Origin of the sequence: Loktanella gaetbuli (assembly GCF_020531945.1) — a bacterium.
Taxonomy (GTDB): domain Bacteria; phylum Pseudomonadota; class Alphaproteobacteria; order Rhodobacterales; family Rhodobacteraceae; genus Loktanella; species Loktanella gaetbuli.
The window spans coordinates 412,502-424,811 of record NZ_JAJATZ010000002.1 but is presented as its reverse complement, the minus strand read 5'-3'; the positions used below and the strand labels follow the sequence as shown (position 1 = coordinate 424,811).

The window sequence follows — 12,310 nt, the reverse complement described above, 5'->3', positions numbered from 1 at the left end:
TCGGCATCGTCTTACCTGTCGGGGGGCGGCGGGGCAATCAAAGACGCGTGCGGTTGATCTTGTCACGGGGTTTGCATTTCGATTTACGGGTTGCTGCAAGAGAGAGGGCGTTTGTGAGGCAGGGTTGGCCAGTCGCGCGCAGTGGGCAGCGCATCGGTTTGCTGGGCGGATCGTTCGATCCCGCCCATGCCGGACACGCGCATCTGACGCGCCAGGCGCTCATGCGGTTCGGGCTGGATCAGGTCTGGTGGCTGGTCAGTCCGGGTAATCCGCTGAAACAGCATGGTCCTGCGCCATTGTCGCAGCGGGTCGAACAGGCTCGGGCCTTGATGCAGCATCCACGGGTCAGGATCACGGCACTGGAAGCGCAAATGCAGACGCGGTTCACCGCCCAGACCTTGCGTGGACTGATCGCGTGCTATCCGGGCGTGCGTTTCGTGTGGTTGATGGGGGCCGACAATCTGGCGCAGTTCGATCAGTGGCAGGACTGGCGCTGGATCATGGATCATGTGCCGATTGGTGTGCTGGCGCGGCCGGGTGATCGCATTTCAGCCCGTCTGAGCAAGGCTGCGCGAATCTATCAGTCGGCACGGATTCCTGCGAGTGCATCACATGGGCTGCCGTACAAGGACGTCCCGGCATGGTGTTTCGTCAACATGCCGATGATGCGCCTTTCGTCATCCGCGATCCGTGCGCGGGCGTCTGGCGCGGAAGTGACCGGCAGCGTGTTGCCCGCTGTCGTCAAAGGTGGCTAGTTACTTGGTATGACAACTAGATCACATCTGACGCGTCGCGCCTTGATTGCATCCTTGCTGGCCGGAGGGGCCGGTGCCGCATTTGCTGCACCGACCCAAACCCTGCGGCCTGTTGTGCGGCCGGATGCGCAAATTCAGGGTGAGGCGCTGTTGTCTGCGCGGCCGATGTTGCGCAGCACGGCAGCCGACCTGATCCGCGAGGCTGGTCTGGACGGGCAGACCGGGTTTGTCATCGCTGACGCTGCAACGGGGCAGGTCCTCGAGGCGGTCGATCCTGACACTGCGCGGCCGCCTGCCAGCGTGACCAAGGCAATTTCTGCGCTTTATGCCGTCGAGTCGCTTGGTGCCGACTACCGGTTTGGTACCCGTGTGATCGGGACAGGGCCAATCGTTGAGGGCGTCTTGCAGGGCGACCTGATCCTGGCGGGCGGGGGCGACCCGACCCTGGCGACCGATGACCTGGCAGGTCTGGTCGCACAATTGGTGGCGGCGGGTATCACGGGGATCGACGGTCGTTTTCTGGTTTGGGATGGCGCATTGCCAGGGGTCAAGGAAATCGAACCCGGCCAGTTGGACCAACTCAGTTACAATCCGTCCTTGGGTGGCCTGAACCTGAATTTTAACCGCGTGATGTTCGAGTGGGCGCGCACCGCAAGCGGATATGACATCACGATGGATGCGCGCAGCGAGAGCCTGCGCCCACCTGTGACCGCGGCGCGCATGCGGGTCGTGGATCGGTCTTCGCCGATATACACCTACGCAGAGGGTGCTGATTTCGACGATTGGACGGTGGCGCGCCGGGCGTTGGGCGGGTCAGGGTCGCGGTGGCTGCCGGTCCGGTTTCCTGCAATCTACGCGGCCGAGGTGTTTCAGGTGCTGGCCGCCGGGTCCGGGATCTTGCTGCCAAGGGGCGCGCTGACAGATACGCAGCCCGAGGGTGCGAATCTGGCCGTGCATGAAAGCGAACAGTTGGACGATGTTGCGCGTGGCATGATGCGGTTTTCGACGAACCTGACGGCCGAGGTGCTGGGCATGACGGCCACCGCTGCGCGTCAGGGGGCACCGCTGTCGATGCGCCTGTCAGCCGAACAAATGGCGCAATGGGTCGCTGACCGGACCGGCGCTGTCGCGCGGTTTGCGGATCATTCCGGTTTGACGGATCAGAATGAAATCAGCGCTGCCGAAATGGTTGCGTTCCTGCGGGGCACTGGTGTGAAATCCACGCTGGAGCCGCTGATGCGCGAAGTAGTGATGGTCGATGACAGTCGCCGCGCGCTGGACGGGTTTTCAGGGACCGTTCGCGCCAAGACCGGGACGTTGAATTTTGTTTCCGCGCTGGCTGGATACGTGACCACTGCGCAAGCCCGGTCGCTGAGTTTCGCGATCTTTTCCCATGACCCAGAGGCACGCGAGCAGTCCAAGTCGTCGCTGGATGAAGCGCCAGCCGGGACCGCCGCATACAATGGTCGGGCAAAACGATTGCAGCAGAAGCTGCTGCAACGTTGGCTGATCCTCGGAGACATGACCGGTTGATCAAATCCGGGACCTCGATACGTCCGGTCCAACAACTTAATTGAAAAGACGCGGAACCAATCGCGTCCCTTTGCCGTTCGACTGGTGAAGAGAGCGACAATTTGTCGCCGCAGAAATTAAGGAAGAAAAAATGAAAGCCGTACTTGGTATTATCGCCGCAATCGTTTTGGTCGTGGTCGTCTATCTGCTGTTTTTCATGGTTGACGTTGAACAGACCCAGGAAGGCCAGCTGCCTGACGTCGATGTCAGTGTGGAAGGCGGCCAACTGCCCGAAGCTGACGTCGAAATGGGTGACGTCGAAGTCGACAGCACGACCGTTGAAGTGCCGACACTGGACGTTCAGTCCCCCGAAGAGGAAGAAGCCGAGACAACCGGCAACTAAACCTTACAATCTGATGCAAAAGGCCCGGTCAGTGACCGGGCCTTTTTCGTCTAGAGGGTCATGTGCCGTGCACGCGCGCCACGTTCGATTGCAGCCGCATGTAGACGGTCCAACGCCAGTTCATAGCGAATTTCCTCGAGCATGCGGGTTTCTGTTTCACCGATCGCGCCGTCGGCAGCCGCAACATCGCATGACAAGGCATAGGCCGTTTCATAAAGCCGTTCGGGCAGGGCGTCGCGTATTAGCCCAAACAAGGCCTCCAGGCCGTCTTCCTGGTCCAGCAGATCGAAAACAGTCTGCGTCAGTCGCGGCAGCCGTTCTGCATCGAAACCCGAGAAAACAGGCAGGTTGTTGATGGCGCTGTTGATCTTGATCAATTCGGACGTCTGGATGTTTGCGTCCGACGCCGAGACAGCGATCATGAGGGCGGCCAGCGCGTCCTGCGCGGTCATCGTATCGGCTGACATGTTATCCCCTTTCGAATGCGTGTGATTGGCATTTATTGACGCCAAGCCCCCCTCGCAATAGTGAGGCGCCTGCATCACCGCAACCCGCTGTGACTACAAGAGAGACCAACCATGAGCACATTCCGTGACGCTGCAATGACATCGAAGGCCTGGCCGTTCGAAGAGGCACGCCGTGTGCTCAAACGGTACGACAAAAAGGACCCCGAAAAAGGTTATGTCCTGTTCGAGACAGGCTATGGGCCGTCCGGTCTGCCGCACATTGGCACGTTCGGAGAAGTGGGCCGGACAACAATGGTGCGTCGTGCCTTTGAGGTCATCAGCGACATCCCGACAAAGTTGCTGTGTTTTTCCGATGACATGGACGGGATGCGCAAGATCCCCGGCAATGTCCCGGATCCTGCGGCTTTGGAACCCTACATGCAGCGTCCACTGACTGCCGTGCCCGACCCGTTCGGAACGCATGGCAGCTTTGGCGCGCACATGAACGCGCGATTGAACAATTTTCTCGATACCTTTGGTTTCGAATACGAATTCGCCAGTTCGACGGAATATTACCAGTCCGGAAAAATGGACGAGATCCTGCTGCGCAGCGCCGTGCGCTATGACGACATCATGAAGATCATGCTGAAGTCCCTGAGAGAAGAGCGTCGGGAAACCTATTCGATCTTTCTGCCGATCAGCCCGGCGACCGGGCGCGTTTTGTATGTCCCGATGAAAGAGGTGACGCCGGATGGCATGATTACCTTTGCTGACGAGGACGGCACTGATGTTACGTTGCCCGTCACGGGCGGAAATGTGAAATTGCAGTGGAAGCCCGATTTTGGCGCGCGCTGGGCTGCGCTGGATGTCGATTTCGAGATGTACGGCAAGGATCACGCCGCCAACACGCCGATCTATGACGGGATTTGCCGGGTCTTGGGCGGACGCGCGCCCGAGCATTTCACCTACGAGCTGTTTCTGGACGATCAGGGCCACAAGATTTCCAAGACCAGTGGCAACGGCCTGACCATCGACGAGTGGCTGACCTATGCGGCGACTGAAACACTAAGCTATTTCATGTACCTCAAGCCCAAGACCGCAAAGCGGATGCATTTCGATGTGATCCCCAAGGCTGTTGATGAATATCATCAGCAGTTGCGGGCCTATGCCGATCAGGACGAGGCTGCGCGCCTGAACAATCCGGTGTTCCATATTCACGGGCATAACGTGCCCGCGTCCGATATGGTGGTGCCGTTTTCCATGTTGCTGAACCTGGCCAGCGTGTCGGGCGCAGAGGACAAGGAAACGCTATGGGGCTTTATCCAGCGCTATGCGCCGGAGGCAAGCGCCGCAACGCATCCGCAACTGGATCAGGCAGCCGGGTTCGCGGTGCAGTACTACAATGATTTCGTCAAACCCAAGAAAGTCTATCGCGCACCAGATGAGCGAGAAGAAGCGGCGTTGGACGATCTGGTACAGCGTTTGCGCCAATGGGACGGCGGTCTGGACGCCGAAGGATTGCAATCCGAGGTCTTTGCTGTTGGCAAGGCGCATGGGTTCGACCCGCTGCGCGACTGGTTTACGGCACTGTATGAGATTTTGCTGGGTGCCAGTCAGGGGCCACGGTTTGGCGGTTTCATCGCGCTTTATGGTGTGGATGAGACAATCGCCCTGATCGAAGCTGCCTTGCGCGGCGATTTGCAGCAAGTCTGACAGACGAAACCCTTTGGCGATTTCGACCGTGTCTGATTTGATATTGGACACGGGGGAAAAGACATGCGCGTTGAATTGATGGCAATTTTGGTGGTTGGTGCGTTGGCCGGGCCTGTGCAGGCACAGGTTGCGGCCCCATCTGAGGCACCTGTGACCGCTGTGCAGGGCATCGAGGATGTCATTACAAACCAATTGGATGCATTGCGCGATCGCGATGTCGATCTGGCATTCACCTATGCCAGTCCCATGATCCAGCGTCTGTTCGGCGGGCCTGAAAACTTTGGCCGGATGGTCAGCCAAGGCTATCCGATGGTCTGGAACAACTCGTCATCGCGTTTTGTCGCCCAGCAAGATCTGGGGGCCCGCATCCTGCAACAGGTGATGATACAGGATGCATCGGGCGGGCTGCACATGCTGGAATACGCGATGATACAGATTGACGGTGCGTGGAAGATCGACGGCGTGTCCGTGCTGCCGCTGCCCGATGTCGGGGTCTGAGTGTTGCCGCTTGTGCGTGCGGTCCCCACGGGTCTGATTAACGTCCCATAACCTATTGCCTGCGTGACGACCGGGTCGATCCGGCTTGCGCAAAGGATAGGTTATGAACAAGGCAATTACCGACGGAATCGTGTTTCAGCCGCTGCCGTTTGCGGCAGGCCTCTCGGTCTGGTCAAGCGGCGACGGCACCCCCGGCAGCGACACCTATGCCACCAGCGGGACAGGTGTCTTCGTGCCATCGGATCAGGATTTCGGGGGCTGTCTGGAAGTTCAGAAAACCGGGACGGTCCAGAGCCTGCGCTACATGGCCGAGACGCCTCTGTTGCGCGGTTGCTATCTGCGGATCACGGCGCGGGTCAAGGCGGTGGCGGGGCCGCTGCCTGCCGTGCGGGTCGCGGGTTATGCTGGTGTGGCAGGTGGCGGGGCGGCCAATGTTCCGCTTACGACAGGGCCGCAGACGCAACTGACCCGCTATGGCGAGGTTGTCGAAGTGAGCGCCATCGTCGGGACGGGCGCGCGCGCCGGCGTCGATCTGGTCTGGCTGGACGCCATCTACGGCCACTTTGGCATTGATCTGGTCGGCCCGTCCGGCGGTCTGGTGCGGATCGATGATATCGTGATCGAGGATTTCACGGTCGCCTTTCTGCGGGACCTGATGTCGATGGTCGATGTGCGCGACTACGGTGCCAGGGGCGATGGAATTACCGACGATTCCGCCGCCTTCGAGGCGGCTGACAGTGCGGCGCAGGGGCGCGAAATTTTGGTCCCGGCAGGTGTCTATCATCTGGAAAACGATGTCAGTATCCAAAGCAAGATCCGGTTCGAAGGGACTGTGACCCAGCCTGACGACCGCCGCTTTATCCTGCAAAACGGATATGATCTGCGCGCCTATGTCGAGGCATTTGGCGACGAGGAACAGGCGTTCAGAAAAGCCTACCAGGCCTTGCTGAATTTCTCGGATCACGAGTCGCTGGATATGTGCGGCATCAGGGTGACGCTGAACGGGCCGCTTGACATGCAGGCATGCGATCCGACGCGGCAGGTGTTCGCGACACGCCGCGTCGTGCGCAACGGTCAGTTTCAGCCTGCGAATACCACCGCCTGGGATACGGATGTGGTGACTTCGGCCGGAACCTATGACCGAAGTGCCGATAGGCGGCTGACGAATGTGACGAATATCGCAAATATTCAGCTGGGATCACTGGTCAGCGGGGCCGGTGTCGGACGTGAAATTTATGTGCGTGCGATTAACGTCGGTGCCCGTACCCTAGAGCTGAGCCAGCCGCTGCATGATGCCGTCGGATCGCAGACCTTTACCTTTACCCGGTTCAAATACCTGCTGGATTTCTCGGGCTATGCCGATCTTGCGCAGTTCGTGTTGGACGATATCGAATTCCAATGCGCAGGACTGGCCAGCGGCATCCTGATGGCACCCGAGGGGCTGACGTTTCACGTCCGCGACTGCTTTGTCACCCGGCCAAAGGATCGGGGGATCACCTCTCCGGGTCGGGGCTGTCAGGGCATGATGATCGACCGTTGCCAGTTCAATTCGAACGAACAGGGGCTGCGGGTCCAGGACCGGACAACGATCGCGCTGAATACAAACGCCGAGGACGTCAAGATCCGCGACAATCGCTGCGCGCTGTTCAAGCATTTCGCCGTGATCGGTGGCGGTGGTACGACGATCACGGCAAACCATTGGTTCAATGGTGATAGTGTCACGGGTGGCGTTCGCGTTGCCGGACTGATTTTTGCAACACCCAACTGTCGGTCTGTCGTGACAGGCAACTATATCGACAACGGCTGGATCGAGTGGACGAACGAATATGAATCCGAGCCGGAATTCGTGAACCAGTTTTCCTTTGGCGGGCTGACCATCACCGGCAATCATTTCATCGCTCTGAATGCCACGACCGGGTTCAATTTTCTGCGGATCAAGCCCTATGGGCCCGGTCATTTCGTCCAAGGGTTTTCGATGACGGGGAATGTGTTCCGCGCCGTGAACGGCAAGATCGACCGGATGGAAGGGGTCGACACCACGTTCGCGGGATTGGATCTGACCCGGATGCGACAGATCACGATCGACGCGAATACCTACAATGGTATCGAAGAGCCGGTCTATAACCCGGCATCGCTGATCCATACGCAGAACACGGCGGCGTCAAACTGGGTTGCACGCACTGACCCGTATTTGCCGTTCAGGGGGCATGCACGCACGATCGACGGTCTCGCGATGGTGCAAGCCTTGCGGACCGGTGACGGGGCGAACGTCAACGATATGCCGTGGATCGAAACGAGCTACAGCAACGACAGCCGCGATCTACGTTTTGCGTTCGAACGCAGTGTGCGGGGGGCTGTGCGCTATACTGTGCGGATGGACAATCCGGTGTAATCCTAGAACTGGATCCAGGTCTCGATCTTGAGCGCGCTGCCGCGGTCTCCTGTCAGCGCGTGAACCGAGCCGAGATTGACCCTGTAGCGTTCGTTGATGGTGTAGATCAGGGTGGGGCTGACCTTGGCGTAATGGTCGTCTGAAAACCCTTGTCCTGTTTGCACCTGAAGCGTCGTGGTCCATTGGTCGGACCACGACCGCCCCCATGTGAAATCGGCTTTGGGCCGAAAGGTCTGGTCGATTGCGCCGTAGGTGATGTTACCGTCAAATGCGAGCCAGCCGTTGGGCGTCGATTGCCCCAGTGACAACCCGATGCGGGTCAGCAATTCCTCGCTGCCGTCGGCATTGCGGCGGTATCCGATGCCAAAGGACAACATGGATTTGAGGTCGGCATCGAGGCTGTTTGCCGGAATGGCCGCGAAACTAAAGGCCGAATAAATGCGTCCCTTGTCGGCTGAGTAAAAATCGAGACCGACGGTCAGTTCTGGCCGCAGACCATATTCGACATAGAGCGTCGGGTCATAATGGACCGGCAATTCCGCGCCGTCGGACAGCAGGAAATTTCCGCCTGCCGCAATAAAGGTATGACCTTCTTCGCGTGGCCACGGGCCCGCATGGGCCGCTGATTGCAGGCCCGCGAGACAGGACACCCAGATCAGCAGGATTTTCATCACCATTCTCCGTGTGGCGACGATCCTGGGTCAGGGTTAATTTCGAATTAACGCGGCATTAAATTTCCGTGTCCTTCCCACGTATGCGTAATCGCAGTGCATAGGCCGGGTATGCGAAAAACTCTCTGATCGTCTGGCGCAGTATGATGCGCGGGTGTCCGCCGCGCAGACTGGGCGACATGGTGGTTGCCGTATAGCCAAGGTGTCTCGCGGTCAGTCGCGCACGGGGTGCGTGAGTCCGGTCGGTCACGATGATGACTGTCCGGGTGTCCGGGCCCAACAGTTTTCGGGAAAAACCAAGGTTTTCCAGTGTAGTTGTGGATCTGTCTTCCTGGATGATGGCTGTGGCAGGCACGCCTTGCGAAATCAGGATATCAGTGATTGCCATGGCTTCGGTTGGCGGGTGCAGGCCCAATCCGCCTGTCGCAACGATCAGTGGGGCACGACCTGCATGGAACAGCGCCGCCGCATGTCGTGCCCGCCTTTGCAGGGTTGGCGAGGGACCGCTGGCCCAGACTGCTGCGCCCAGGACAATGATGGCATCCGCCACGGGCGGCGCGTTGTAATTAACTTTACACACTTTGGTCAAATCGATCCCGATTGTTTACAAGAGGTGCGATGCTCTGGCACCGCCCGCTTGGATTCCCTACGCTCTTGCTCATGATGACGCGAAGTCGAACGACCGCAACCGGGGAACAGCCGGGAGGAGTGCGGGCACTACAAAGGGGGGAAACCTGACATGGCCGACAACGACAAGACCTATGCACCCAGCGCGGAAATGGCTGCTGGTGCCCATGCAGACCGCGCCACATACGAGGCGATGTATGCGGCCTCGGTTGCGGATCCCGATGCGTTCTGGGGTGAGCATGGCAAGCGGCTGGACTGGATGACACCCTATACCAAGGTCAAGAACACCAGCTTTGCCCCGGGCAACATCGACATCAAATGGTTCGAGGACGGCAGCCTGAATGTCGCGGCCAATTGCATCGATCGTCATCTGGCAACGCGCGGCACACAGACGGCGATCATCTGGGAACCCGATGATCCCGAAGCTGGGGCGCAGCATATCACCTATCAGCAGTTGCACGCGCATGTGTCGAAATTCGCCAACGTCCTCAAGGAGATGGGCGTAGGCAAGGGGGACCGGGTCGTGATCTACCTGCCGATGATCCCGCAGGCGGCCTATGCGATGCTGGCCTGTGCGCGGATTGGCGCGATCCATTCGGTCGTCTTTGCGGGTTTTTCCGCGGATGCACTGGCAGCGCGCGTCAATGGATCAGAGGCCAAGGTCGTGATCACGGCTGACGAGGCCCCGCGCGGCGGCAGAAACACCCCGCTGAAGGTCAACGCCGACAAGGCATTTGAAAAGGTAACGGTCGATTCGAAAATGTTGGTGGTCAAGCGGACGGGTGGCGACATTGCCATGACCGCAGGGCGCGATGTCTGGCTGCACGAAATGGAAGAAACCGTCAGTGCTGATTGCCCGCCCGAAGAGATGAACGCAGAAGACCCGCTGTTCATCCTCTACACCTCCGGCTCGACCGGGCAGCCCAAGGGCGTTGTGCATACCACTGGCGGCTATCTGGTCTATGCCAGCATGACGCATCAGTACACATTCGACTATCACGATGGCGATGTGTTCTGGTGCACGGCTGATGTGGGTTGGGTGACCGGCCACAGCTATATCGTCTATGGCCCGCTGGCGAACGGCGCGACCACCCTGATGTTCGAAGGCGTGCCGACCTATCCCGATGCGGGCCGGTTCTGGCAGGTCTGCGAAGAGCACAAGGTCAACCAGTTCTATACCGCGCCCACGGCCATCCGGGCGCTGATGGGCAAGGGGAACGCCTTTGTCGAAAAATACGACCTGAGCGCGCTCAAGGTGCTGGGAACCGTCGGCGAACCGATCAATCCAGAGGCATGGAACTGGTACAACGACGTGGTCGGCGGCGGGAATGTGCCCATCGTCGATACCTGGTGGCAGACGGAAACCGGGGGGCACCTTCTGACGCCGCTGCCGGGTGCAACGCCGACCAAGCCGGGGTCTGCGACACTGCCGTTCTTTGGTGTGAAACCCGTGGTGCTGGAACCTGAGACCGGCAAGGAAATCACCACGACCGAGGCCGAAGGCGTGCTGGCGATCGCGGACAGCTGGCCCAGTCAGATGCGCACGATCTGGGGCGATCACGACCGGTTCGAAATGACCTATTTCAGCCAGTACAAGGACATGTTCTTCTCCGGCGACGGCTGCCGTCGCGACGCCGACGGCTATTACTGGATCACGGGCCGCGTGGATGACGTGATCAACGTGTCTGGCCACCGCATGGGCACGGCAGAAGTCGAAAGCGCGCTGGTCGCCCATACGGCCGTGAACGAGGCCGCAGTGGTCGGTTATCCGCACGACATCAAGGGGCAGGGCATCTATGCCTATGTGTCGCTGATGGCGGGTCAGGACCCGTCAGAAGAACTGCGCAAGGAACTGTCCGACTGGGTCCGCGCGGAAATCGGGCCGATTGCCAAACCTGACCTGATCCAGTTCGCGCCGGGCCTGCCGAAAACGCGATCCGGCAAGATCATGCGCCGTATCCTGCGCAAGATTGCGGAAAACGACTATGGCGCGCTGGGCGATACATCGACTCTCGCAGAACCAGAGGTGGTCGATGATCTGATCGCCAACCGGATGAACAAGGGCTGACGCCTCTGGCCCCCGCCCGGCGGGTGGGGGCCTAAGACGGCGATCTGTTTGTCATGACGGGCCAGCCGCTTAACCCGATGACACCCAGTTCGCGGACCAGTTTGCGGCGCATCGCCGTCTCGTAATCGGCAAAGCTGTTGGCGACTTCAACGAATGCACCGGGTCCGCGGATGACCTCGTTCGTGTAGAACGGGATCAGATTGACCTCGCCCTCGAAATCAGCGGCGTTCACGACTAATCCGTTGACCGTGACGTCACCCAAGGGAAAGGCGTTGTAAGCGTCGATCGGGCCGAACCCCTCGTTGTTGATGCCGTCGCCTGCCATGTCGATCGTCTGGAACAAACAGCTTGGACCTGCCTCTAGTACGCCCGCCGCATGCCCCAGCGCATAACCCATGGCCGTCGGAAAATCGTTGTGACTGCGGATGCTGGACGACACGGCGGCTGCAACAGCGTCGAGGTCACCGGGCGTTTCGATCATGCGCCAATCGCTGAGTGCCACCTGATTGTAGCGGCCCGACCATTCAAAGACATAGAGCGCAACCGGATCGGGCGAGGCAAAGAATGCCGCCTGCACCTCTGGTGCGACCAGGGCCGCGGCAAGGCCCTGACGTTGCAATGCATCCTCGGTCGCGTCGACCGAGGATGACACGTCGATGGCCAGAACCAGCGCGAGCCGGCAGGCCTCGGCGGGGGCCGCCGCAAGGGACAGCCCTGCGATCAGCCCCCGCATCATCACCAGTGCCCGGTGTTTTCCATGCTCTTCCACGGCTCGGCCGGCGGCAGGGCATCGCCGTCCTGCAACAGCTCGACCGAAATGTTGTCGGGCGACCGCACGAATGCCATGTTGCCGTCGCGGGGCGGACGATTGATCGTGACGCCGTTGTCCATCAGGTGCTGGCACATCTCGTAGATGTTGGGCACGCTATAGGCCAGATGGCCGAAATGGCGGCTGTCGTCGGGCAGGGCGTCGTCGCCGTCCCAGTTGTACGTCAGCTCCACCGGACAATCCTCGTCGCCCTCGGCTGCCATGAAGATCAGGGAAAAGCGTCCGCCCTCGTCATCGCGGCGGCGAATTTCGCGCAATCCCAACAGGTTGAAAAACGCCATCGTTTTTTCCAGGTCCTTTACGCGGACCATGGTGTGCAGATATTTCACGGGCATCTCAGGCCTTCCTTTGTTCTGTGTCTGCCACGAAACCTAGTGCCATGTGGCCGCGTGTCAC

Annotated in this window: 12 protein-coding genes; 7 read left to right on the top strand and 5 right to left on the bottom strand. The window is 59.8% G+C overall.

Going from position 1 to position 12,310, the window contains the following annotated elements:
- Positions 1-113 precede the first annotated feature (113 nt).
- The 3 genes from LGQ03_RS05755 to LGQ03_RS05745 all read left to right on the top strand — a co-directional run bounded on the left by LGQ03_RS05755 (position 114) and on the right by LGQ03_RS05745 (position 2,670).
- Positions 114-755 carry a nicotinate-nucleotide adenylyltransferase gene (locus tag LGQ03_RS05755; protein ID WP_226747624.1) on the top strand — a complete coding sequence of 214 codons (642 nt, stop codon included), beginning with the start codon at positions 114-116 and terminating at the stop codon, positions 753-755.
- Positions 756-764: 9 nt separating this feature from the next.
- Positions 765-2,288, top strand: coding sequence for a D-alanyl-D-alanine carboxypeptidase/D-alanyl-D-alanine endopeptidase (gene dacB / locus LGQ03_RS05750; RefSeq protein WP_226747623.1), 1,524 nt, complete (start codon positions 765-767; stop codon positions 2,286-2,288).
- Between the two features lie 130 nt (positions 2,289-2,418).
- A complete protein-coding gene (locus LGQ03_RS05745) occupies positions 2,419-2,670 on the top strand; it encodes a hypothetical protein (RefSeq protein WP_090160379.1) in 252 nt (83 codons plus the stop codon).
- A 50-nt stretch (positions 2,671-2,720) separates the two neighbouring features.
- Here the strand turns inward: LGQ03_RS05745 and LGQ03_RS05740 are convergent, their stop codons facing one another.
- Positions 2,721-3,137, bottom strand: a complete 417-nt coding sequence (locus tag LGQ03_RS05740; protein ID WP_056036141.1) for a tellurite resistance TerB family protein — start codon at positions 3,135-3,137, stop codon at positions 2,721-2,723.
- A gap of 111 nt (positions 3,138-3,248) precedes the next feature.
- On the opposite strand from LGQ03_RS05740, the gene LGQ03_RS05735 reads away from it, so the two are divergent.
- The 3 genes from LGQ03_RS05735 to LGQ03_RS05725 all read left to right on the top strand — a co-directional run bounded on the left by LGQ03_RS05735 (position 3,249) and on the right by LGQ03_RS05725 (position 7,719).
- Positions 3,249-4,829 carry a lysine--tRNA ligase gene (locus LGQ03_RS05735; protein WP_226747622.1) on the top strand — a complete coding sequence of 527 codons (1,581 nt, stop codon included), beginning with the start codon at positions 3,249-3,251 and terminating at the stop codon, positions 4,827-4,829.
- Between the two features lie 63 nt (positions 4,830-4,892).
- Entirely contained in the window at positions 4,893-5,327 is a 435-nt protein-coding gene (locus LGQ03_RS05730) for a DUF4864 domain-containing protein (RefSeq protein WP_090160373.1), read from the top strand.
- Positions 5,328-5,430: 103 nt separating this feature from the next.
- On the top strand, positions 5,431-7,719 hold the full coding sequence (locus tag LGQ03_RS05725) for a glycoside hydrolase family 55 protein (RefSeq protein WP_226747621.1): 2,289 nt from the start codon (positions 5,431-5,433) through the stop codon (positions 7,717-7,719).
- Between the two features lie 2 nt (positions 7,720-7,721).
- Here the strand turns inward: LGQ03_RS05725 and LGQ03_RS05720 are convergent, their stop codons facing one another.
- Both LGQ03_RS05720 and LGQ03_RS05715 read right to left on the bottom strand, forming a co-directional pair.
- Positions 7,722-8,390 carry a hypothetical protein gene (locus tag LGQ03_RS05720; RefSeq protein WP_226747620.1) on the bottom strand — a complete coding sequence of 223 codons (669 nt, stop codon included), beginning with the start codon at positions 8,388-8,390 and terminating at the stop codon, positions 7,722-7,724.
- 58 nt (positions 8,391-8,448) lie between these two features.
- Complete coding sequence (locus LGQ03_RS05715) at positions 8,449-8,940, bottom strand: YdcF family protein (RefSeq protein WP_226747749.1); 492 nt, start codon at positions 8,938-8,940, stop codon at positions 8,449-8,451.
- A gap of 189 nt (positions 8,941-9,129) precedes the next feature.
- On the opposite strand from LGQ03_RS05715, the gene acs reads away from it, so the two are divergent.
- Positions 9,130-11,085, top strand: a complete 1,956-nt coding sequence (acs, locus tag LGQ03_RS05710; protein ID WP_226747619.1) for an acetate--CoA ligase — start codon at positions 9,130-9,132, stop codon at positions 11,083-11,085.
- 31 nt (positions 11,086-11,116) lie between these two features.
- Here the strand turns inward: acs and LGQ03_RS05705 are convergent, their stop codons facing one another.
- Together LGQ03_RS05705 and LGQ03_RS05700 are read right to left on the bottom strand one after the other, a co-directional pair.
- Positions 11,117-11,821: a DUF1194 domain-containing protein gene (locus tag LGQ03_RS05705; RefSeq protein ID WP_226747618.1), complete on the bottom strand. Its 705-nt coding sequence runs from the start codon at positions 11,819-11,821 to the stop codon at positions 11,117-11,119.
- Complete coding sequence (locus tag LGQ03_RS05700) at positions 11,821-12,249, bottom strand: VOC family protein (RefSeq protein WP_056036122.1); 429 nt, start codon at positions 12,247-12,249, stop codon at positions 11,821-11,823. The genes LGQ03_RS05705 and LGQ03_RS05700 overlap by 1 nt, the downstream gene beginning before the upstream one ends.
- Positions 12,250-12,310: the final 61 nt, after the last annotated feature.

Bases quoted from the DNA above. Each gene is read 5' to 3' on its own strand.
- dacB (WP_226747623.1), top strand. From the start codon at position 765: ATGACAACTAGATCACATCTGACGCGTCGCGCCTTGATTGCATCCTTG.
- LGQ03_RS05745 (WP_090160379.1), top strand. From the start codon at position 2,419: ATGAAAGCCGTACTTGGTATTATCGCCGCAATCGTTTTGGTCGTGGTC.
- LGQ03_RS05740 (WP_056036141.1), bottom strand. From the start codon at position 3,137: ATGTCAGCCGATACGATGACCGCGCAGGACGCGCTGGCCGCCCTCATG.
- LGQ03_RS05735 (WP_226747622.1), top strand. From the start codon at position 3,249: ATGAGCACATTCCGTGACGCTGCAATGACATCGAAGGCCTGGCCGTTC.
- LGQ03_RS05730 (WP_090160373.1), top strand. From the start codon at position 4,893: ATGCGCGTTGAATTGATGGCAATTTTGGTGGTTGGTGCGTTGGCCGGG.
- LGQ03_RS05725 (WP_226747621.1), top strand. From the start codon at position 5,431: ATGAACAAGGCAATTACCGACGGAATCGTGTTTCAGCCGCTGCCGTTT.
- LGQ03_RS05720 (WP_226747620.1), bottom strand. From the start codon at position 8,390: ATGAAAATCCTGCTGATCTGGGTGTCCTGTCTCGCGGGCCTGCAATCA.
- acs (WP_226747619.1), top strand. From the start codon at position 9,130: ATGGCCGACAACGACAAGACCTATGCACCCAGCGCGGAAATGGCTGCT.
- LGQ03_RS05705 (WP_226747618.1), bottom strand. From the start codon at position 11,821: ATGATGCGGGGGCTGATCGCAGGGCTGTCCCTTGCGGCGGCCCCCGCC.
- LGQ03_RS05700 (WP_056036122.1), bottom strand. From the start codon at position 12,249: ATGCCCGTGAAATATCTGCACACCATGGTCCGCGTAAAGGACCTGGAA.